We start from the raw sequence: 20,664 nt of genomic DNA, 5'->3' as shown, positions 1-20,664 counted from the left end.
GCGGATAACATCCGAGTCGAGGGGACATCCGGCGCAACCTAGGGCCGTGCCTATTGGCGTCAGGTTAAGGAAGCGACGGATTCGATACCAGGGGTTCTTTTATGACTTTCGCATCACGCCTTGCTGCGCTCGCGCTTGCCGCGATGGTCGGCTGGCTCGCGCCGGCCTCGGCCCAGCAGGCCCCGGCGCCCAATCTGCCGCCGCCGCAGCGTACCCCGACGCCCAACACCTTTGGGCCGGACGAGCTCGTGACGGCCGGCCATCGCTTCTTCGGCAACGTCTCGCGCGGGCTCGCCTCGATCATCGAGAAGGCGGTCAGCCAATGGGGCCTGCCGAACGGCTACATCCTGGGTGAGGAAGGCTCCGGCGCTTTCGTCGCCGGCCTGCGCTACGGCGAAGGCACGCTCTACACCAAGAACGCCGGCGACCTCCGCGTCTATTGGCAGGGTCCCTCGCTCGGCTTCGACTGGGGCGGCGACGGCGCGCGCACCATGACGCTGGTCTACAACCTGCCCGCCACCAATGCGATCTACCAGCGCTTCGCCGGGATCGACGGCTCGGCCTATATCATCGGCGGCTTCGGCATGACGGCGCTCACGGCCAACAACATCGTGCTGGTGCCGATCCGTTCGGGCCTCGGCCTGCGGCTGGGCGCCAATATCGGCTACCTCAAATACACGCCGCGCGCGACCTGGAACCCGTTCTAGGACTCCTCCCCATCCTGTGAGGGATCAAGGTTAACGACAGCGCCGGGGCTGGCTTTTTGCTGGCGCCGCATGCATTGTCGTTGGTGTTTTTCCTTAAGCTTCGGAGTTCTGGCCCATGGTCGAACCGATCATGTACCTGGCGATCGGTTTCCTGCTGGCGATGTTGTGCGGGCTTGCCATCGTGCCGCTGGTGCATAACCGCGCGGTGCGCCTGACCACGCGCCGGCTCGAGGCGGCCACCCCGCTGTCGATGGCCGAGATCCAGGCCGACAAGGACCAGCTCCGCGCCGAATTTGCCATGTCGGCGCGACGGCTCGAGATGAGCGTCGAGCAGCTCAAGAACAAGACCACGAGCCAGCTCGCCGAGCTTGGCAAGAAGAGCGATGCCATCAACCGCATGAAGATCGAGCTGGGCGAGAAGAACGCCACGATCTTCGCACTCGAAGCGCGCGAGAAGGCGATGAAGGAGCAGCTCCGCGCCACCGAGGAGGAGTTCGCCGCCAAGACCGAAAGCTTGCGCGCTGCCGAGAATGCGCTGACCGACAAGCGGCACGAGCTCGCCAAGATCAATTCCGAACTGTCCGACCGCTCGATGATGGCGGAGAGCCGCCAGGTCGAGCTGGTCACGGTGCGGGCGCAGATCGAGGAGCTGAAGAACCGCGTCGGCGATGCCGAGAAGGAATTCGCCGCTACGCAAGCGCGCCTCGCGCAGGAGCGCACCGAATCCGAGACCGCCTCGCGTGAGCTCGGCGATGCCCGCGGCCGCGTCGAGAACCTGAGCCAGCGCGTCACCGAGCTCGATCGCCAGCTGATCGTGCAGGTCAAGGAAGCCGAGATGCTGTCGGCGCGCGTCGCCGACCTCGAGGGCCGCCTCGCAACCCAGGGCAAGCTGCTCGCCGAGCGCGACTACGAGAACAACCAGCTCCGCCAGGCCAATGAGACCTCCGAGCGTACCGTCAAGGAGTTGCGCGTCGAGATCGCGGCCTTGAGCGGCGGCAAATCATCGGCCGCGTTCGAGATGCTGCGCGCGGAAAAGACCGCGCTGGAGGAGCAGCTCCGCTCCGCGCGCGACGAGCGCGCAAAACTCCAGCGCGACATCAACGCGATCCAGCAGCAGGCGGAAAGCTCCTGGGCGACCGAGCGGATGGAGAACGCGCTGCTGCGCGAACGCATCAACGACATCGCCGCCGAAGTGGCGAAGCTCGCGATGCAGCTCGAAGGCCCGAACTCGCCGATCGAGGCGCTGCTCGCGGCCGAAGCCGGCCAGCCGCCGAAGCCGGCACCGCGCCCGGCCAACGACGCCGCGACCAGCGGCGCGGCCGCACCGACCCTGCCCGAGGGCGGCGGCACGCTGGCCGAACGCATCCGCGCGCTGCAGGCCCACGCCTCCCGCGCCCGCCAGCAAGGCGCGTAAGCGGCCGAAAAGGCCGGTTTCTCTGGCCGAGGCAAGGTTTTCGGGGTCCATGGCGCCTGGAAACTTGACACCTCGAGCCCGCACTTCTAAATCGCGGGCTCCGATGCGTCGGCCGGCCGAAAGTCCGGCCGCCTGCATGATGGTCCCGGGCGCATAGCTCAGCGGGAGAGCGTTCCCTTCACACGGGAGAGGTCCAAGGTTCGATCCCTTGTGCGCCCACCATTTCATTTCACGAAAACAATCGGTTACGCGAAGGTCACTTTGACACCGTTTTTCGGGGAAGCGCCCGGGAAGCGGCAATCTCCGTGCGCTAACGGTTAGCTCGCCTCACCCTTCTCGAACCGGCGCACGATGTCTTCATAGATCTCCGGGCTGAACTCCTGAAAGTCAAACAACATGAACATGGGGGCGCAGATGCGCTGCACCTCATCGACCAAATTGGGGAGAATGTCTCCGAGAGCGATGACGGTCTCCGTTTCAGACGTCGGCGCATGTGCTCTAGGCTCGCTGTGCATCAGGCGATTTGCAGACGCAGGTTTCAATGTGCGGCCGGATAGTCCTGTATGCGTAACCCGAACGCTGATCTTCGCATCAGCTGTCGCGCCCAACTCAGCGTAAAGCCGACTGGCGAACATGAGCGCCTCTGTCACGCGGACAATTCGCGTGTTGAAGAACAGGAATCCTCGTTCCCTGCTGTCTTCAAAAAAGCTCTGTAGCAAATAGAAGTCGCCGCTTTTGCGCACCGCCCAATAATCATACGACATGCGCCCGTCATCGATCGCGATTTCGGCTCTGATGCCATCGCCGAAAGGACGTGGCCTGTATTCTGGTCGGTTCTCCAAGAGAACTCCGATTGGCCAACCAAAGGTCTTGATCTCAGATACGCGGACCGCGTTGAGCAGCTCGATTTGCGTTTTGTTCAACCCACCATGAAGGGCGAAACGCAGTTCCATCGCTCCTCGTAAGTCGTTCTTAAGGCGGGCGAGGCCAGTCGAAGCAGTCGCTTCCTGCGCTTGAAACCATTCGTCGCTCAAGATGGGAACTCCGGACGCGGTCGCTCCACTTGGGCCAACTACGCGTACAGGCTCAGAAGCTTCGACAACTGCTCCCTTAAAAGGATTCTCTCCGAGAGATGGCTTGATCAGCGCCGGTGCGCCCCAAATTTCTCTAGCGAGCTCTTCCAGCTTTGCGTCGTATGCTTTGTCGTCCGCGAAATCGACGTACACGCGCGGCCCAAGGAAATGGGGGACCTTAGAAGCTCCGGAATTGTTCCGGACAACCGGAATGAATTTCACTGTGTCGATTGACCCAACGACCTCCGCTGTAACAATGAGTCGTTCGTAGCCGACACCGCCGCTACCTGCGTCAGCTTTTGCAACGTACTGATCCGTGCAAATCAACAAGACCCTGTCAGCGCTGCGAATGCCTCCGGCCATGAACGTGGCGAGGTCCTGACCAGGGGACAGATCCCACTGATCTAGAACGGCGTCGATGCCCCGCTCTCGAAGATGAATTGCTAGGCGTCGCACCCAGTCTTTGTGTTCGGGTGTGTCGTGAGAATACGAAATGAAGACCTTGGGAGCTGACATATTGCCTTCGAGGAAGCTTTGACCTTTAGGCCAAGGCAGTTGAGGATCGTGACGTGTTCGTGGGAGCCAGCGCGCAGAGACTCTTAAGTCGTCGCTCTGGAATCAATGCCGGAATCCAGAAACGCGCTTGACATAGTTGCTCATCCAAATATCTATCGCAGACCAAGGGGGCGCTTTCGCGCCCCTTGGTCGAGTGTCAGGCTATTATGAGCCTCGGAATGTACAAAGGGGCCGCCACCCCAAAGTGCCCGCCGAGACACGGATAGAACGTCATAGTCGTCCTCGATCTTCTTGCCGGCGACTACACCGCCGTAATGTGCACCCTACCAGGTGGAGGCCCCGGACCATCCGGGGCCTTAACTTTTTGACGTGAAGAGACCAGGCTCATCTGGCAATCGGATCCAACGGTCTCCACGTAGTTCAATCTTATGATCTCGATCTTTCAGCCTCGAGAGCTGAGGCGAGAGGCTGTGCCGTTGAACGGTGCCGTCGAAGAACCTCAGGTTGATCTCCGCCAGTATCTCCAACGCCGTCATGCCTTCCGGCTTGTCCTTCAGCACCTCCATGACAGCCTGCATGATGGTGAGCTTGCCGGCCTTCTTCTGTGCCTCGTCTAGTGCTCGCATCGCGAGCTCGATTTCCTTCAGCTCTGCATGAAGCGTGGCGATCTGGCCTTCCGTAACAATCAGTCCTTTCCGCAGCTCAGTCACTCTCTCGAAGAGAGGCGACAGTTTCGCCCTCACCTCTTCGTGCTTCGTCTGCAACATCTGTCGAACCGTACTCATCAGACTCACAACCTAGTCTGAGTCCGAAGTCTTTGCAAGAGGGACTGCAGTTTTGGACTCCATTTAGGTTAACGAATCCTTATGAGGAGTCCAGCAGAAACTGGCATGGTATGTGCTACGCGCGCGAAAGCCCCTTCCGCGCGGGAGAGGGTAAGTCTGCGGTATTTTAATACCTATTTCGTTGCCGTCTTGAATTCAGCCGTGTTTGAACAGTTATTCTTGCTGACGGAACGGTTGCTCACCACGGGTCGTATGTCGTCGCCCCCCGGTCCTTGCACCGCTGGCAAACACGGTTGTGGCTGCCTTCTGACTTGAAGTCCTTCCGGCAGCACATGCAGGTGCGAAGGCTCTTCGCGGAGTGCCGTTGCTCATGCCCAGCGAGAGCAGCCAACCTGCGGCCCATGCGGCGCCATCCCCGGTAGGCCTCGACAACGTCGCGTTCCGACAAGCACGGATCGAACGCCAAGCGGCCGTCAGGAAGGTGCCGGCATATGTGCTTCGTTCTTAGACCCAGCGCGAACAGCTCGGGCAATGTCATGCCTACCCGAGCGGCTATCCAGAGCCGCCCGGTGCGCTTGAAGTCGAGTTTCGCAACGCGAGGGTCCATATTAGCCGCCCGCGAGTGCCTTCAGCTTCTCGGCCGCCTTCTCTGCCGGAGAGAGGTGCATGCTACGAGTCAAAGCGCCGTAGCGAATGCCGACCTTAGTCCCCGCCTCCATCACGTAGTCCAGCGCCGTGGCAGCCGCCTGATGCTGGGCGTAATCCTGCGGAGCAAACTTTGCAGCAGCCTGCTGGCGGAGTGTGCTCTGTGCTTCCGCTGAAAGCCCAGACAGGAAGGCCTGTGCGTGCAGCACGCTGGCAACTGTCGCTCGGTCCCCCTCGTTGATGGCCTGCATAATGAACGCGCTGCGCTTCTCCTCGGGTAGCGCCTTCACGTAAGCGCGAACCTCACCTGCGTGCGAGAGCCCCTCCGGCGTCTTCCGTTTGGGGTCTTCCAGCGCTGTGGCGACGCGCTCCGCCAACAACTGCGCGTTCCAGCCGATCGTGATCACCGATTCCAGGCCATCGTGATCACCCATTCCAGAGCATCGTGATCACCGTTTCCAGCCGATCGTGATCGCTATTTCCAGCGATCATGATCGGGGACAACCAGGAGGCGCCCACCGCTGACAGTCTGCAACCGGGGTAGCTCGGTCTTTTGCCCAACCGCAGAGGATCGAGATGCCGACAGAGAGACTGTCCATGCGCCACATTCGCGAAGTTCTACGCCTGCACTACAGCGTCGGCATGTCGCAACGCGCCGTTGCCCGCAGCCTCGGTCTGGCCCAGGGCACGGTCAGTAAGTACGTCAACCGAGCCCGCCGCGCCGGTCTGACCTGGCCGTTGCCAACGGAGCTCGATGACGACGTCCAGCTCGAGAACCGCCTGTTTCCGCCGCCTTCCGATCGGCCCAGCGACGAGCGTCCGCATCCGGACTGGGCGCTCGTGCATCGCGAGCTGCGGCGCCCGAACGTCACGCTGATGCTGTTGTGGGAGGAGTATTGCGACGCAAACTCCGACAGCTTCAGCTATGCGTGGTTCTGCGAACGCTATAAGGAATGGGCCGGCCGCCTCAAGCCGACCCTGCGCCAGGTCCATGTCGCCGGCGAGAAGCTGTTCGTCGACTATTCCGGCCACACCATGGAGGTAGTTGACGGGCTCACCGGTGAGGTGCGCAGCGCGCAGATCTTCGTCGCCGTGCTCGGCGCCTCGAACTACACCTACGCCGAGGCCAGCCTCACCCAGAGCCTGCCGGACTGGATCGCCTCGCACGTGCGGGCCTTTGCCTTTTTCGGCGGTGTGGCCCGGCAGACGGTGAGCGACAATTTGAAGGCCGGCATCACCCGGGCCTGCTTTCACGAGCCGATGGTCAACCGGACCTATGCCGATCTCGCCCGCCATTACCGCACCGCCATCGTCCCGGCGCGGCCGTATCGGCCGCGCGACAAAGCCAAGGTCGAGGTCGGGGTCCAAATCGTCGGGCGATGGATTCTGGCGCGTCTGCGCAACCGCCGCTTCTTCTCGCTCGCCGCCCTCAACGAGGCGATCCACAGCCTCCTTGTCGAGCTGAACGATCGACCTCTCCGGAGCTGGGGGCGAAGTCGGCGCGATCTGTTCGAAGAGTTCGATCATCAGGCGCTCACCCCCTTGCCGGATGAACCGTACGAGTATGCCGAGTGGAAGCGCTGCCGGGTCAACCTCGATTATCACGTCGAGATCGCCAAGCATTACTACAGCGTCCCTCACAACCTCTTGCATCAGGAGGTCGAGGCTCGCATCACCCAAAAGACCGTCGAGATCTTCCTCCGTGGCAAGCGCGTGGCCTCGCATCTGCGCAGCACCTTGCCGCATCGCCCGACCACGATTGCCGAGCATATGCCGAGTTCGCATCGCCGCTATCGTGACTGGACCCATGAGCGTATTCGTTCCGAAGCCGCCAAGGTCGGCCCCGACGCCGACACCCTGATCGACGTCATCCTGCGGTCGCGGCCGCATCCGGAACAGGGCTTCCGCTCCGCGATCGGCATTCTCGGGCTGGTCAAGCGCTACGGCCAGGAACGCGTCGACGCCGCCTGCGCCCGGGCCCTGCTGCTCAACGCCCGCTCGTACAAAACGGTCGCCGCCATCCTCAAGAACGGCACCGACAGAACCGCGCCTCCCGCCGAGGAGGCGCCCATCCTCTTCCACGCCAACATCCGTGGCCGCAGCTACTACAATTGATCAGGAGAGATCAGCATGCTTATTCACCCCACCGTCGATCGCTTGCGCGCCCTCGGCCTCGCCGCCATGGCCGATACCCTCACTGAACTGCAGAACAACCCCGAGGCGGCCGAGATGCCGCACGCCGATTGGCTCGGCCTCCTCGTCGATCGCGAGGTCACCGCCCGCGACAACCGCCGCCTCACGCGCCGCTTGACCAGTGCCAAGCTCCGGCAAGCCGCCGCCATTGAGAACGTCGACTATCGCACCGCTCGCGGCCTTGACCGTTCGCTCTTCCAAACCCTCGCCACCTGCCAATGGATCCGTGAGGCCAACCACCTGGTCATCGTCGGCCCAACCGGCACCGGCAAGTCCTGGCTTGCCTGTGCGCTCGGCAACAAGGCCTGCCGCGACGGCTTCTCCGTCCTCTACAAGCGAACATCCCGCCTGTTCGCCGATCTCGCCCAGGCGCGCGGCGAAGGCCGTCTGGCGCGCCTGATCGCCGCGCTCGAGCGCGTCAATCTCCTCATCCTTGACGACTGGGGACCCGAACCGCTCACCGCCGACCAGCGCCGCGATCTGCTCGAGATTGTCGATGATCGCTACGACAAGGGATCCTTGTTGATCACAAGTCAGGTCCCCGTGTCGCAATGGCACGACGTCATTGCCGATCCCACCCTTGGCGATGCGATATTGGACCGCATCATTCACAATGCGCACCGCCTCGAGCTCAAAGGCGACAGTCTACGGCGTCAGGCTGGCGAAAAGAAAAAACCGTGAGCACCTCGCGCACGATCGCCCCGCCGGCCCACAGGCCCCTCCCGCGCGCGTCGCTCCGTCGCTCATGGGGGCACTCCGCGCCGCGCACGGGGCCCTCCCATGGACCGCCGGAACGATCTCCGAACCAACCCGCCAGCCTTGACCAGGAGACCATTTCCAGCACACATAAACCCGTCAGTCGTGTTCGCCTCCGCATCTGATCACGATCGCTGGAATCCGTGATCACCATCGCCTGGAACACCTGATCACCATCCCTGGAATGCGCACAACAACGTCATGCAGCCTCGTAGCTGCTTCACCTTGCCATCGATCACAGGCGCTATCCGCTTCCATGCGGCTTCCGTAGCAGCGGCAAACTCCTTGGTGTTCTCCACCACGATTGTCGGTCTGCCGTTGACGAGCCGGGTCTGCGGATTGGCCTCCTTGAGCGCACTCTCGGTGTCGTTCAAAAGGGCGTAGCCTTGATAACAGACTTCCAGCGCGTCACGGGAGGCAGCCCAAACCTGCGCACCGGGGGTGTTTTGCTGGTTCAGCGTATCCGTCAGATTTGACAGGGCATCTGGGTGCAACGAGATGGGGACATCCGTGCGGATGGTCGTGCGGTCTGACATAGTTGTCTCCTTGTTAGCGGCTATGGAAACCGTACTCAGAAGCCGGTCTCGGGTTGGTGGGATAGTGATCTGGGAGGTAGGAGCGCGGGTCGATGTGACGGTGAGGATTGCGGGGCGTGTTGATCTGACCAGAGGTCATCTGCTGCTCCATGACCGCGTATCGCGCCGCATCGGCCGCATGGTCTGGGCCAGTGGTGAGGACGTCCTCGGGCCGGGATGGGTCGCGCTGGATAAACGGCACAGTCTGCCAGAAGTACTTGCACCGCGCGGTGATCCACATGCCGGGCAGTCCGTTGCGCTCCTTTGCATTGTGGAGGAGCTGACGCATCGCAGCCCAGCCCGCCACGCGTTGCTTCTGCGGACGCAATAGGTCCACACCGTGCTCGCGAAGGACCTCTAATAGCGTGTCTTGCAAACCGGCCGCGTCGTCGCCGACGCCATAGGTGTTGGCACCCCAGCGTCCGCACATCTCGATGATGGCCTCTGCAAGCTTGCTTGGGGGCCAGCGAAGACCTTCATTGGGGTCATTCGGCTCGACGGTAGCCAGCTCATCAACAAGGATCAGGCTATTGCGCGGGAACGGCCCAATATCGCCCGGTGCCTTGACGCAGATGTAGGTGACGGACGGAGCCGAGCTGCCCCAGTCCATCGCGAGGTACGAGCGCCACTCCTTGGTGATTGGGTACGGCCAAGCCACCGGCAACATGTGGACCTTCTCGTCCAAGGTGCCGCCGAAGAACGCGCCCCTTGCGATATTCCAATCGCCATTGATCCAAGCCCGGAACAGCTCTTCGTCGTTACCGCAAGCCGCTCGAAGGCGACGCTTGTAGTCTTCGTGGTCGAGGTGCGGATTGTCGATCAGCGTCGATGGGCAATTGACCCAGGTCTCGCCATCCAGCTCATAGGGATGCCACGCGAGCTGCCGTGCGATGAAGTTCTGATGGATGAGGGCATGCAGAGGCCCACCGGGGTTCGCGGTGCGGACCTCCCGAAGCGGGATGCCCTCGGCGCCGCGCAGGTTGGACTTCAGCAGGTCCACCCAGCGGCGGTCGGCCAACAGACCGAACTCGTCGACGATCAGCAGCGTGAACGACCGGCCTTGATACTTCTTATATGCGTTGGGGCCGTCGAGCTGGCCGCACTCGATGATGGCGCCGTTCGGAAGGCGGAAGGTGTGCTCTGCTCGATTGTGCCGGACGCCTTTGCCGTATGCAACCGAGAGGAGGCTATCGAGCTGTTCTTCCAGCTCGGTGATCGCCTTGTGAGTTTCGCGTACGATCAGCGGGCGAGCCTTCTCGCCGTACTTCTCGACATGCCGAAGGACCAACAGCAGCGCGCCGGTGGACTTACCGCCGCCACGGCCACCTGCCATCAGCAGGTTCCAATTCTCGGGCACCGATAGGACGGTGGCTTGATATGGCGTGGGGCTGATCAAGGGTAGCGCCTCGCGCGTGTTGGAGTGCCGTCGACGTTGAGGCCGCCAGTGTGAGTGGGATGGCGCTTGATACGGCGAGCGAGGACGGGCTTGCCGTCGGCATCGGCCGTGACCTGCATGGTGTCGAATTCGCCCAGGTCGATCTGGGGCTCGGGCTGCTCGGTGCTCACGGCTGCCCCTCCGAAGGCTCGATGACCTTGATGGCCTTCAGGTATGCCTCGGGAGTGGCCGCGTCGGGCAGGTTGATGACGATGTTCGGCCGGGTCTCGGGGGCAATGCCTTCCACCCAGCCGAGGCGAGCCTTGGTGAGGTAGATCGCGGCCACGATGTTGCCCCGGCGGGCGGCGCGTAGGAGCAGGTGCGAGAGCTCGTCGGCCAGAAGAGCCTTGCCGAGGTTCATAGCCTCCTCGGCCTGCTCGTCGCGCTTGATAAGGGCCTGGAGAGTGGACCGGTTCATGCCCAGGGCAGCAGCGATGCTGTACTGGTCTTGGCCCTCCGCTGCCATCGCAGCGAGCGCTCGCAGGCCCTCCGGAGTGAGGGTAGCGCGAGGCATGGGGCCACCGCTCTCCTCGCGCGTAACAAGCTCGGTGCCGCTCGCCAGCAGCGAGGCAAGCGCGCTCTGCGCAGGCGTCGGGGCGTCCGGCTCCTGCTTTGCGTTCTTGCTGCGCTCGATCTTCGGTGGTCGTCCCATGCCCGAGCAGATAGCGCGGGAGCCGAAGCATTCGTCTCAATAACGGATACGGTGCGAATGGGGCTGTAGGACCGGTGCGGTCTACCTAAGGGAAAGCTCCGATCCGACAGAGCCCAGCAGACGATGCGCTCGCAGTGGCGTGGCGGGTGCAGAGGAAGCGGCAGGGAAGCGGCGCATTATAAAGCGGGTTCGTACTTTTGCACTTGCCGTCTTTTTAGGGCCGTGATGGCTGACGACGCGTGGCGAGCGCCCTGCGTTCACGCGCCCGGTCGCGGGCTGCTCTCGGCCTGTTCCTCCCGTCGCTCTGCCCAGGCGGAGCGCTTAAGCCCCACAACTGCATGCTCTTTTCTTCCGCTCCTCCTCTCTCCTCCCTAAAATAGAGAAAAGAAGAAAAGAGAGACAATCCTAGAGAAGAGTAGCGGCGAGCTTGGCCACCGTGGAGCGGCAGGAGCGATCGACGAAACTCCAACCGTTACTAGAGTTTAGCCACGCAGCGCTGGAGGAGCGGCCACGGAGGAGCGGGAGAGCGCTCGTCCCAAAGAAAAACCCCTGCAGTTAAGACCGGCCAGGTCCTGCAGGGGTCGAAGCAAAAGCTCACCAGCTAAAGGTGGGCTCTGTATGCCTGTCCCGGCGGCGGCCCGCAATCAGGATCGGCCGACACATCCCAACTGATACGCATGAAAGCGCTGCAGCCGCTCAAGGTAGTCCGCCGACTCGTCAAACTGCGTATCGTAGAAGAACAGGTGGCGATCGTTCATCTCGGTCCATACGCCCACAAATGTGCGAGGGTCCTGCTCAAACACCTGCACCGTCGCCGACGAGGGCACCTCTTCCAGCCGCCACTTTGCCTCCGGTAGCACAAGGTAGTCCCTGTTTAGTAGGACCCAACCACGCTCTGAAATCTGCACCATCACATAGGGCAGCTTCTCCAGCCCGATCTGAAACAGCGCAGGACTGTTCATGCCGTTTCGTTCATCGAACGACGGTTCGTACTTTCGCTTCTTCATCAGAACGGCTCCTCGGGCTTGTCGTCGTCGACGTAACGTTTGTCCGGGTCTTCGTAGGACATGCTTAAGCCCGTGCCGTCCACGGCCCGATAGACCTCGATTAGCCTCGGGTTTTTACCCTTCACGTAGCACCATGTGTTCGCTTTGCGGACGCGCAGCCGTCTGCGCTCCCAGCCCAAGGAGCGAAGGCTGGCGCCGATGTGCGCTTGGTTGGCTTGCGTCATCTGAGCAGGGCCAAGGCCCAAGATGGTGAAGGCATGCGCACACGGAAATTTTCCAGTCGGAAACTGCGACAGCTCGGCCTCGAAAATATGGACAAACGGATGCACCTCAACCCGGATCTTTTGCACCACAGCTGCTTTCGGCCATAGCGGGGGAGGCAGGTGAATACTCTCCCCTCTCGCTTCGCGTACTGCGGCCTCTGCCCATAGCTGGTCTCGGTCGCGACGTAAGTCGTCCAGCTTGAACTTCTGCACCGTCACCGGCCAGAACCGTCGATTACCGGTGGGATCGGTGAGATACTGCGAGCTATTGGTGGTGCCAGCCACGACAAATTGGCGTGCGACAATGGTCGTCAGCTTGGCGTACGACAAACGCCCTTGGTCTTCTTGCCTTGAGAGCGATGACTTCAATTGCTCGACTTTTGCTGTACTCATGCCGTGAAGCTCGGCAGCCTCGATGATCCACTTTCCCTGCGTGGCTTCGATCACTCGTTTTCCGTCGAGGCCCAGCGGAAAGTCATCGAGGAACCATTCGTCCTTCACCGCAAGGATGCGCAGCGCGGTAGATTTGCCCTCTCCTTGCCCAGCCTCCAGCACCGGCATCTCGTCAAATTTGCAGCCTGGGCGACGAATGCGGCGCACAGCCGCCTGAAGCCATAGCGCGCCGACGACGCGGTTGAACTCGTTGTCCTCGGCACCAGCATAGGTCTGTAGCCAACGATCGATCCGCTCAATGCCGTCCCACCGAAGTTCGTCGAGATACTCGCGAACTGGATGCACCTTGTTCTGACGAGCAAGATCGACCACCACGTCGAAGAACAGCTCCTTCTCTGGCAGGAACCCGCAGCGTTCGCCGATCAGCATACGAAGCCGACGCACCGCATGGTCGTCGAGGTACGGGCCCTCGCCGTCGAGGCCCTCGATCAGGGACCGATCTTGGAAAATGTCGTGCTTAACCGTAACGCCCAATTGCTCCAGCGCGATCCGGACGTTGTCGGGGTGATTGGCAATCGGCGTTTTATTCTTACCGAGTATAAACTCGCGGGTTGCCTGGGTTGCTCGCTCGATTTGCCGTAGAGCATACCGCTCGGGGTTGGATTGCTCCAACACGCTTTCGGAGATGCCATACGCCTCGTCCGTGATGATGCCCAGGATAACGCCATCCGGCACCTTGCAGCGTTTAAGGTTGCACGTCACGTAGAACAACCATTCTGAGCGGCTCGGAAAACGCTCCTTGTTCTCCGGGTCGTGACCATAATTAATGGCCACCAGTACGTCGTTCATGACTCCGTATTCGCGCCTGAGCTCGGACAAATCCTCCGTCCGCCTAACTTCATCTGGCGGAGCCGCTTTGGGCTTCTCGCCCCGCAGCGGCGGCATCATCGTAAAGCGCTCGACTGGATAAGAGACCTCATTCCATGCGACCAATTCAGCCCGAGTTGGCTGGCGTCCATTGGTTGCTTTCCAGTTGATTGTGCCCGGCAACCGCATGATGCGGTCCACATTGTGACAATTGTCGCCGCCGAACAGATATTCCAGCTGTTGGTTGTAACGCTTGGCCTCTTCGTAGGCCTCGGCCTCACCTTCGATCGGAACAGGCGTCGTTAAGCGCCAAAAGGCTTGATATCCCCCGCCCGAGAACACTATGACTGTGGGCGGTGGCAAACCCTGCGGCAGCGTGGTGAACAGCGCCGCGATGCGCTCTTGCTCCGATGCAACGTCTTCACCTGCACGGGGGTCAATGTCCACGTGGAGGAAGGCCATCTCCTGGATGTGAGCGCGGCCTGCCTTTACGCCCCTCCCGCCAAGCTCGCGCATCGTCGGGTTGACGGTCCAGTAAAGATGGCGCCTGCAGTCATGGTGGTGACCCAACCAGTCCACGCACGTCGCCCATTCCTCCGGGCGAAACGTCCGCGTCTCAATGTACTTTGTTTTCTTTCCCTCCTTCTCGATCGCAGTCAGGACCCAAAACCCAGCGGGGCGCATCTTTCGAAGGAAATCGATCGCTTGGTCAAAGTCTGGTGACGCATGCGTCGTCGGCGCCTCTTCGACGCTCTCAAGTGTAGTCATGTCGAAACCTTCAAGCTGGGAGCAGCTCTGGCCGAGGTGCTCTCTTCTCTAGGGATGCCCGATCTTCTCGCAGCCTCAAATCAGTTTCGAGAACATGGTTGATGCAGGCGCGCTGCTGCACTCCGAAGCACATCTCGATCTAATCTCAAAACATATTTAGCGTCATGCTCGATGCGGGCCGCACTGCTGCTACGCGGGTGCTCGACCCAAGGTCGTCGCGAACGCAGAAAATACTAGGAGCCATGTAGCGAACGCATACAGCGATCGGGCCGCTGCATGTGCCTCTAGATGCAAGCTGGCGCGGCTGTGGATGACTGGATTTTATGTGTCTCGGCAACGGCATGTACCGGATAGCTGATACGCCTTTGGGCGCACGACAGCGTCACGATTTACCGTGTGTCCGTTATTGCTTTGAGGCTGTCTCGAAATTTGCCAGAGAATTGCGGTCGCTAATTCCAGCGGCGCAACACTGGAGACGAGCATGACGATGACTGAAACGAGCAACGACACAGAATTTAAGGACTATGGCTACATCAAGCGCCGGCAAAATCGATTGGCTGCGGCCGAGATATGCTACCAGCTCGGTGCGACGTTGGAAGAGTGGAAGGACGACGAGGTCGATCGTTGCACATTCTTCGAGATTATGTTCGAGATCGGCAACGCGGTGGGTCTCAACGGATATCTGCGCAATATGTTCGAAGGTGTCGTGGAGTTTCCGTATACGGAAAGCTCGGTCACTAAATGATGGTCGCGGCCCAAAAGGAATTTTTGGCCTGCTCTCAACTTACAACAACTGCGCGAGGCGCTGGGCGTAAGCGCCTCCCGCTTTTCGTCTGCGTATTGGTGCTTGTTGTACCGGGCCATGTGCCTGAGGACGGCGCCCAGCGAGGCGAGGCGGTCTGATACATCGTCCCGGAATCGTGAATGGGGCATCCTAAGTTCAATTTTGAACAAAAGCGCCTTGTGATAGTTTACCCCCATCACTGGCCGAGGCTCTGCCCGTAGGCGCCGGTGGCTGAGAGACCGATAGCGCTCCCGCCTGCATAGCAAGGGAGCGCGACATGGATCAGCGCACGCCGTCTCGGTTACCGCTTGAATGGTATTTCCGCCAACTTATTGAGCAGACGCGCGAAACATCGCGGAAGTCTCTTGAGCTGCTCAGACGCCCGGTGCCTGACACGTTCCTGGGCCGAAAGACAAAAGAGCCATTCCCTAAAGAACCAGAGGAGGGCTGTTGATCAAGATCGGAGGACGCCTAGTCGAACAGGCCACAAGGGTTCGCGGGCGCAGCTGGTCTTGAACGTCGACACGTGCCCCGCTCCTTGTGGGTTGGCACGTCCGCCTACGAAGCAATAACTGCCGTAAGATGCTTCGCGTACGCGTCCAGCGCCTCGCGCTTCTCGTCGGCATATTGGTGCTTGTTGTAACGGCGCTGTAACCCTTGGGCCATGTGCCCAAGGACGGCGTCGCGCACCTCCTGCGGAAAGCCCAGCGAGGCGAGGCGCGTCTCGCAAGTCACGCGGAAGTCGTGGATGCGGTACGGCGCCTTCACGCCGGACGCTTCGTCCAGCTGCGTCTTGGCCTTACTAAAGCCAGACACTGGTGTCGTCCCGTTGGTAGTGAACAGGTAGCCGCCCCGCTCGGGCAGGGCATCGACGATAGCCATCGTCGCATCGGAAATCGGCACGAGGTGGTCGCGCTTGGACTTGTATCGACCGCAAGGTACCTCCAGGCGCTTGCCCAGGTCCAGCTCCGACCGCTGCGCTGCGGCCCAATCACCACGCCGTTGCCCTGTCAGCATTAGCAGCTGGTAGATCGGCCCGAAGGGATAGCCCATCTCGCCGGCACCGCGCCAAATCTGCCGTATCTCGTCATCGGTAAGCGCCCGGCCCGCCTCGTAGTTGGCGCTTAGGTCCCGGCGCCGTAGGCCGTCCAGCGGGTTGGCGTGCACCAGCTCACGGTCGATGCACCAGTTGAAGAAGCGGGACAGGTTCTTTCGCACTTCCCGCGCCATGCCATGACGCCCCTCCTCCACCATGCTGTCGAGCAGCGCATGGATGTCGGTCCGGCGAATACTTTGGACCGGGCGATTGCCCAGCAGCGGGCGGCAATGCAGGCGAAGGGTACTCTCGACCGCCTGCCAGTTCTTGATATTGGGCTTGAGTTCCGCCTCTACGAACCGGTCGCTTGCCCAAGCGAAGGTGGTCAGGTTGTTCTCCCGCTGGGCTTGGCGAGGGTCGCGGCCCTCGCTGGCAGCCTGGAGCGCCTGCCGGGCCTTGTCCCGGGCCTCCCGCAAGGGGATGTGGGGCCAGGTGCCCAGGGTGATTCGGTGCGCCTTACCGGTTAGCAGCCTCCCGCTGGGCGAGATGCCGCCCTCCCCCGGAACTTTGTAGATGACGCTGAAGGACTTGAGACCGCTCGGTCGGACCCGGAGGAACAGCCCAGGGCAGAGCTCGTCCTCGTGGGCGATGTCCCCGCTGGGCGCTGCCTGCTTACGGTCGTACCGCAGCTGTTCGAGGAGGAGGTCGTTAAAACGCAAACGGGGCACTGGGCTTACTCCGGGGAAACGAGGGGAAACGAACCCTCTCCCGGATAGCCCAAAACGCGCAACATTCCGTCTCGTTTACTGCAGGTAGAGCCTTCCGAAACTCTTCACACGGGAGAGGTCCAAGGTTCGATCCCTTGTGCGCCCACCATCCATTGCCCCGAGCGAGAAGTTATCGGCGATCCTCGCGCCGTCGCTGCTGGCAACTGCCTCCTCCAAAGCTCGAAAACAACCCCATGCACAGTAGCCGACCCAAGCCGGATCAACGGGTTATGCCGCTGCGCGTTTTCCGAATCAACGATTGACGGGCCGGGCGAAGGAACGGCCCTTCCGCAGCGATCCAAGGGCCAATTGCGTGCAAGGAGGTTGTCATGTAACTCAGCTGAATCAGCCTGCCGCTCGAGCGGCCGTATTTCCGGAAATCTCATGCCGGCGGAAGCAACGAACAAAACGCACTTTCGCATCCGCCGCGCGCCGAAGGGCGGCCGCAGGGCCGCTGCGCCGGCCCCGGATATCGAGGAAAAGATTCTCGATGCCGCCGAGTTCGTGTTCGGACATTTCGGCTTCCGCGGAGCGACGACCGCGCTCATCGCCAAGAAGGCTTCCGTGGCGAAGGCCCACATCTATTACTACTTCGAGGACAAGGAGGATCTGTACCGCGCGATCCTCGAACGGGCGATGAACAAATGGGCGCGGGACATGGAGTCCCTCGACGCCACCACCGACATCGAGACCGTTCTCGTGCGCTACATCCACAGGAAGGTCGATTTCTCGCGGGATCACCCCCATCTGTCGCGGATCTACGCCAACGAAATCATCAGCGGGGCACCTTTCATCGGCAATTTCATCGAAAAGGTCTCGACGCCACTGCTGCACGAGAAGATCAAAACGATCGAGGCGCTGGCCGCGCGCGGAGCCATCAGGCCGATCAGCGCGGCCGATCTGTTCTTCTGCATCTGGGCCATGACTCAGGCTTACGCCGATTTTTCCAGCCAGATGGCCATCATGAAGCGCAAGCGGCAGCTGGAAGAGGCCGACTACGCATCAGCCAAAGCCACGATCGTACAGCTCGTGCTCGGCGGGCTTGGTTTTTCTGCCGCCGGCGCCGCGGCAGCGTCCAACCCCAAGGCCGGCTGAACGCCCGGCTCAGTGCCAATTGTCGGCATCGAAGACATTTGCCCCTGAACCGGGGGGCCGCGAACCCGCACCCTGCGCGCCTCTCTGCCTATTGACCGGGCAATTGTCTGCGCCTGCATACCTGTGCCGGCGTGTGTGCTCGCGGATGGCACTTCGAGCCTTTCACATTTTGGGCTCCCGACCCTGACCTTTCGTCTTTTGACCGATCGTTATAGACTCTTGAACGATCGTTTTATATCTGAGTGCAACCTGAATGTTGCTGCTCCCGGCCCTGCCGCGAGGGAAACGTTTCGGCTGTCGATGAGGATATGAACGAACATGAGACGCCTGCTCCCGTATCTCGCCGCACCGGCCATCCTCGGAGCTCTGGCTTTCGCCGCGCATCTCTTCTGGAGCGGTGGGTCTCAGCCTCTCACCCCAGACGTCGATCCGCTCAGTTTCCGGCGCTTCCATGCCGCGCTGCTGGTCATGAGCAGGATTTCCGCAGAACGCGGTCCAGCCAACAGTGCGATGACCGAGGCGGCAGGGGACGAACCATTCACGGGCGCGCTGCGGGCGGCGCGGACCGAGGTCGATGATACCATCGCGATCCTGTCGGCCCTCCTTGCAGGCAAGGATCAACGCTCGCGCGACTTCCTTGCGCAGCTTGACGTCATCCGCTCGGATCTCCGTCGCGCACGGCGCGGCGTGGACGCGATCATCGCCCAACCTCGGACAGAGCGCAGTGCGGAGGGGCTTCAGCTTGCGATCGAAGGCATGTTCAGCGCCATCGATCCCGTGCAGGCTCTCGTCGGCGACCTCGGAGATCAGATCGTGGCCGCCGATCCCGCCGCCGCCAGCATGGTGCAGGTGGCGACGCTCATCACCGAGCTGCGCGACGTCGCCGGCCGGCTCGGCTCGCAGCTCATCGTGCCCTTGCACACCGGCCAACCGCCCGATGCCGAACGGGTGGCCGAGATCGCCCGACTGCGCACGCGAGTCAAGCAGATGCACGCGCTCGTCGCCGCCGACGTCGCGGCCTATCTCGCCGATCCCAGCGTAGCGCAGGCCTGGACCGTCGTGAACTCCCGTTACTTCGATCGCGCAATGGAGCTCGTGGACGGCGTACTTTTCCTGGTCGAGCCCCCCGGTGCCGTCGCCAAGCCGATGACACCAGCGCAATTCACCGCGCGACTGGTGCCGGAGATGACCACGTTGCAAGCCCTGCGGGACGCTATCGTCAGCATGCGTCCCGAACGCACGGCGGATGCGCGTGATCGCTCCCGGCACTACGTGGCGGCCCTGCTTCGGGCGCTGGCATCCGCGCCGGAGCGGCAATCGTTATAGGGCATCCGAACATGCGAAAGGCGGCCTCGAAGCAAGGCCGCCTTTCTGGTGAAGAACAGTCACTCCGCCGGCACGGACGCAACCCGCATCTCGCGCGACATGAGCACGAGGTGCAGCACGGCTCCGAGACCTGCGCCGACCAACCAGCCCCAGTCGCCGATATTGGGAATGACCTTGTAGGCGCCGAGCAAGGAGAGACCGATCGAGGCCGCGCCGGACAACACCAAAGCGATCAGCGCTCTGCGATTCCAGCCGTTCTCGAAGTAGAGCGAGCCGGAGGAGGACATGGTGTAGAGATCCTCGACGACGACGTGCTGCTTACGAACAAGATAATAGTCGCTCACCATGATGCCGAACATCGGGCCTAGAATGGCGCCGAAAATGCCGACGAAGATCGTAATCGCTTGAGGGCTTGATACGAAGAGCCAGGGACAGACCATGACCGATAGGATCGAGGTGATGAGCCCACCGGTCCGGAAATTGATGCGTTCCGGATTGAGATTGGAGATGTCGTAGGCAGGGGAAACGAAATTGGCGACGATGTTGATGCCCATCGTTGCAACGATGAAGGTGATCGATCCCAAGGCGACGATCCATGGGTTGCCGATCTTTTCGACAATCAAGACGGGGTCCATGATCGCCTGGCCGAACACCTGCACGGTGCCGGCCGTCACGACGACGGTGATGACGGCGAAGACGATGAAGTTGACCGGGAGCCCGAGAAAATTGCCGAGCTTCATTGCCTTCTCGTCGCGGGCGAACCGCGAAAAGTCGCCGAAATTGAGCAGCAGCGCGGCGAAATAGGCCACGATCAGCATCGCGGCATTCGCCATATGGCCGGCCGTCGCTCCCCCGGCAGGCGGACTGAGCTGCAAGTCGAGACTGGAGGTGCCGGTCTGCGCCAGGATCCAGATCGCCAGCGCGAACATTACGACGTAGACGACCGGTCCGCAGAAATCGATGAACTTCCGAATCGTCTCCATGCCATTGAGGAAGATCAGGAGCTGAAACACCCACATGAAGCCGAAGCTGAGCCAGCCGAGCGTCGACAGGCCGGCGATGCCGTTCTGGGTCAACGACACCGCGCCCGGAAACCAAGTCAGCACGAGAACCTGAACGGCCTTGGATGCGAAATAAGTTTGCACCCCATACCACACGATCCCGACGATGCCGCGCAAACAGGCGGCAAGATTGGCGCCCATGACCCCGAAGGACATACGGGCCACCACCGGAAACGGCACACCATACTTCAGAGAAGGGCGGCCGATCAGGTTCATCAAGACGTAGACCGCGGAGATGCCGATCACCATCGAGAGCAGGACTTGCCAGCCCGTCAACCCCAGGAAGAACAGGCTGGCCGCGAAGGTGTAGCCCCCCACCGAGTGCACGTCGGACATCCACATCGCAAAGATGCTGAAAGCCCCCCAGGTCTTGCCTTCTCGCGCGGTCGGCCCGAGGTCGTGGTTGTAGAGCTTCGGATGGGCGCCCGTGATGACGACGACGGGCGGGTTGGCATGCGATCCGCTCATTGTTCCGACTCCTTGCTGAACAGGCCGTTCAACAAGCAAGCGGCGTGCCATTTTTGACCAAACGGTCAAACACATTTT

The 20,664-nt window shown here is 61.5% G+C and carries 18 protein-coding genes and 1 tRNA gene; 8 read left to right on the top strand and 11 right to left on the bottom strand.

Annotated elements, in window-relative coordinates; translation table 11 throughout:
* Window positions 1-101 precede the first annotated feature (101 nt).
* From ACRQ5Q_RS06660 to ACRQ5Q_RS06650, 3 genes are all read left to right on the top strand, one after another.
* Window positions 102-707, top strand: coding sequence for a DUF1134 domain-containing protein (locus ACRQ5Q_RS06660; protein ID WP_439373496.1), 606 nt, complete (start codon window positions 102-104; stop codon window positions 705-707).
* Window positions 708-822: 115 nt separating this feature from the next.
* Entirely contained in the window at window positions 823-2,121 is a 1,299-nt protein-coding gene (locus ACRQ5Q_RS06655) for a hypothetical protein (protein ID WP_439373495.1), read from the top strand.
* Between the two features lie 147 nt (window positions 2,122-2,268).
* Window positions 2,269-2,343, top strand: a tRNA-Val gene (locus ACRQ5Q_RS06650).
* 95 nt (window positions 2,344-2,438) lie between these two features.
* On the opposite strand, the gene ACRQ5Q_RS06645 is transcribed toward ACRQ5Q_RS06650, so the two are convergent.
* The 3 genes from ACRQ5Q_RS06645 to ACRQ5Q_RS06635 form a co-directional block, all read right to left on the bottom strand.
* A complete protein-coding gene (locus tag ACRQ5Q_RS06645; RefSeq protein WP_439396587.1) occupies window positions 2,439-3,710 on the bottom strand; it encodes a toll/interleukin-1 receptor domain-containing protein in 1,272 nt (423 codons plus the stop codon).
* Window positions 3,711-4,066: 356 nt separating this feature from the next.
* Entirely contained in the window at window positions 4,067-4,477 is a 411-nt protein-coding gene (locus ACRQ5Q_RS06640) for a hypothetical protein (RefSeq protein WP_439396585.1), read from the bottom strand.
* A gap of 626 nt (window positions 4,478-5,103) precedes the next feature.
* Window positions 5,104-5,574: a hypothetical protein gene (locus ACRQ5Q_RS06635; RefSeq protein ID WP_439396583.1), complete on the bottom strand. Its 471-nt coding sequence runs from the start codon at window positions 5,572-5,574 to the stop codon at window positions 5,104-5,106.
* Window positions 5,575-5,716: 142 nt separating this feature from the next.
* Here ACRQ5Q_RS06635 and istA point away from each other — a divergent pair, with 142 nt between their 5' ends.
* Window positions 5,717-7,255 carry an IS21 family transposase gene (istA, locus tag ACRQ5Q_RS06630; RefSeq protein ID WP_439392910.1) on the top strand — a complete coding sequence of 513 codons (1,539 nt, stop codon included), beginning with the start codon at window positions 5,717-5,719 and terminating at the stop codon, window positions 7,253-7,255.
* 15 nt (window positions 7,256-7,270) lie between these two features.
* The gene (gene istB, locus ACRQ5Q_RS06625; RefSeq protein WP_439392912.1) at window positions 7,271-8,014 is read left to right on the top strand and encodes an IS21-like element helper ATPase IstB; all 744 of its coding nucleotides are present in this window, start codon (window positions 7,271-7,273) and stop codon (window positions 8,012-8,014) included.
* A gap of 245 nt (window positions 8,015-8,259) precedes the next feature.
* On the opposite strand, the gene ACRQ5Q_RS06620 is transcribed toward istB, so the two are convergent.
* The 6 genes from ACRQ5Q_RS06620 to ACRQ5Q_RS06595 all read right to left on the bottom strand — a co-directional run bounded on the left by ACRQ5Q_RS06620 (window position 8,260) and on the right by ACRQ5Q_RS06595 (window position 14,049).
* Window positions 8,260-8,625, bottom strand: coding sequence for a hypothetical protein (locus ACRQ5Q_RS06620; RefSeq protein WP_439396581.1), 366 nt, complete (start codon window positions 8,623-8,625; stop codon window positions 8,260-8,262).
* 13 nt (window positions 8,626-8,638) lie between these two features.
* Window positions 8,639-10,060 carry a terminase large subunit domain-containing protein gene (locus ACRQ5Q_RS06615; protein ID WP_439396579.1) on the bottom strand — a complete coding sequence of 474 codons (1,422 nt, stop codon included), beginning with the start codon at window positions 10,058-10,060 and terminating at the stop codon, window positions 8,639-8,641.
* Window positions 10,057-10,230 (bottom strand): hypothetical protein, encoded by a 174-nt coding sequence (locus ACRQ5Q_RS06610; protein ID WP_439396577.1) that lies wholly within the window; start codon window positions 10,228-10,230, stop codon window positions 10,057-10,059. The genes ACRQ5Q_RS06615 and ACRQ5Q_RS06610 overlap by 4 nt, the downstream gene beginning before the upstream one ends.
* On the bottom strand, window positions 10,227-10,751 hold the full coding sequence (locus ACRQ5Q_RS06605; protein ID WP_439396575.1) for a hypothetical protein: 525 nt from the start codon (window positions 10,749-10,751) through the stop codon (window positions 10,227-10,229). Before ACRQ5Q_RS06605 ends, ACRQ5Q_RS06610 begins: the two co-directional genes overlap by 4 nt.
* A gap of 644 nt (window positions 10,752-11,395) precedes the next feature.
* Entirely contained in the window at window positions 11,396-11,758 is a 363-nt protein-coding gene (locus ACRQ5Q_RS06600) for a hypothetical protein (RefSeq protein WP_439396573.1), read from the bottom strand.
* On the bottom strand, window positions 11,758-14,049 hold the full coding sequence (locus ACRQ5Q_RS06595) for a VapE domain-containing protein (RefSeq protein WP_439396571.1): 2,292 nt from the start codon (window positions 14,047-14,049) through the stop codon (window positions 11,758-11,760). Before ACRQ5Q_RS06595 ends, ACRQ5Q_RS06600 begins: the two co-directional genes overlap by 1 nt.
* Before the next feature lie 481 nt (window positions 14,050-14,530).
* Between ACRQ5Q_RS06595 and ACRQ5Q_RS06590 the strand changes: the two genes are divergently transcribed.
* Complete coding sequence (locus ACRQ5Q_RS06590; protein WP_439396569.1) at window positions 14,531-14,794, top strand: hypothetical protein; 264 nt, start codon at window positions 14,531-14,533, stop codon at window positions 14,792-14,794.
* A gap of 597 nt (window positions 14,795-15,391) precedes the next feature.
* On the opposite strand, the gene ACRQ5Q_RS06585 is transcribed toward ACRQ5Q_RS06590, so the two are convergent.
* Window positions 15,392-16,597: a tyrosine-type recombinase/integrase gene (locus ACRQ5Q_RS06585; protein ID WP_439396568.1), complete on the bottom strand. Its 1,206-nt coding sequence runs from the start codon at window positions 16,595-16,597 to the stop codon at window positions 15,392-15,394.
* Between the two features lie 423 nt (window positions 16,598-17,020).
* On the opposite strand from ACRQ5Q_RS06585, the gene ACRQ5Q_RS06580 reads away from it, so the two are divergent.
* Window positions 17,021-17,731, top strand: a complete 711-nt coding sequence (locus tag ACRQ5Q_RS06580) for a TetR/AcrR family transcriptional regulator (RefSeq protein ID WP_439396566.1) — start codon at window positions 17,021-17,023, stop codon at window positions 17,729-17,731.
* Between the two features lie 318 nt (window positions 17,732-18,049).
* Complete coding sequence (locus tag ACRQ5Q_RS06575) at window positions 18,050-19,057, top strand: hypothetical protein (protein WP_439370737.1); 1,008 nt, start codon at window positions 18,050-18,052, stop codon at window positions 19,055-19,057.
* Window positions 19,058-19,116: 59 nt separating this feature from the next.
* Here ACRQ5Q_RS06575 and ACRQ5Q_RS06570 read toward each other — a convergent pair whose 3' ends face one another.
* On the bottom strand, window positions 19,117-20,586 hold the full coding sequence (locus ACRQ5Q_RS06570) for an NCS1 family nucleobase:cation symporter-1 (protein WP_439396564.1): 1,470 nt from the start codon (window positions 20,584-20,586) through the stop codon (window positions 19,117-19,119).
* Between the last annotated feature and the right edge of the window lie 78 nt (window positions 20,587-20,664).

It is taken from the genome of Bradyrhizobium sp. PMVTL-01 (genome assembly GCF_051861855.1).
Classification (GTDB): domain Bacteria; phylum Pseudomonadota; class Alphaproteobacteria; order Rhizobiales; family Xanthobacteraceae; genus Bradyrhizobium.
Note: the sequence above shows the minus strand (reverse complement) of the source record. Positions and strands in the feature narration are given on the sequence as shown.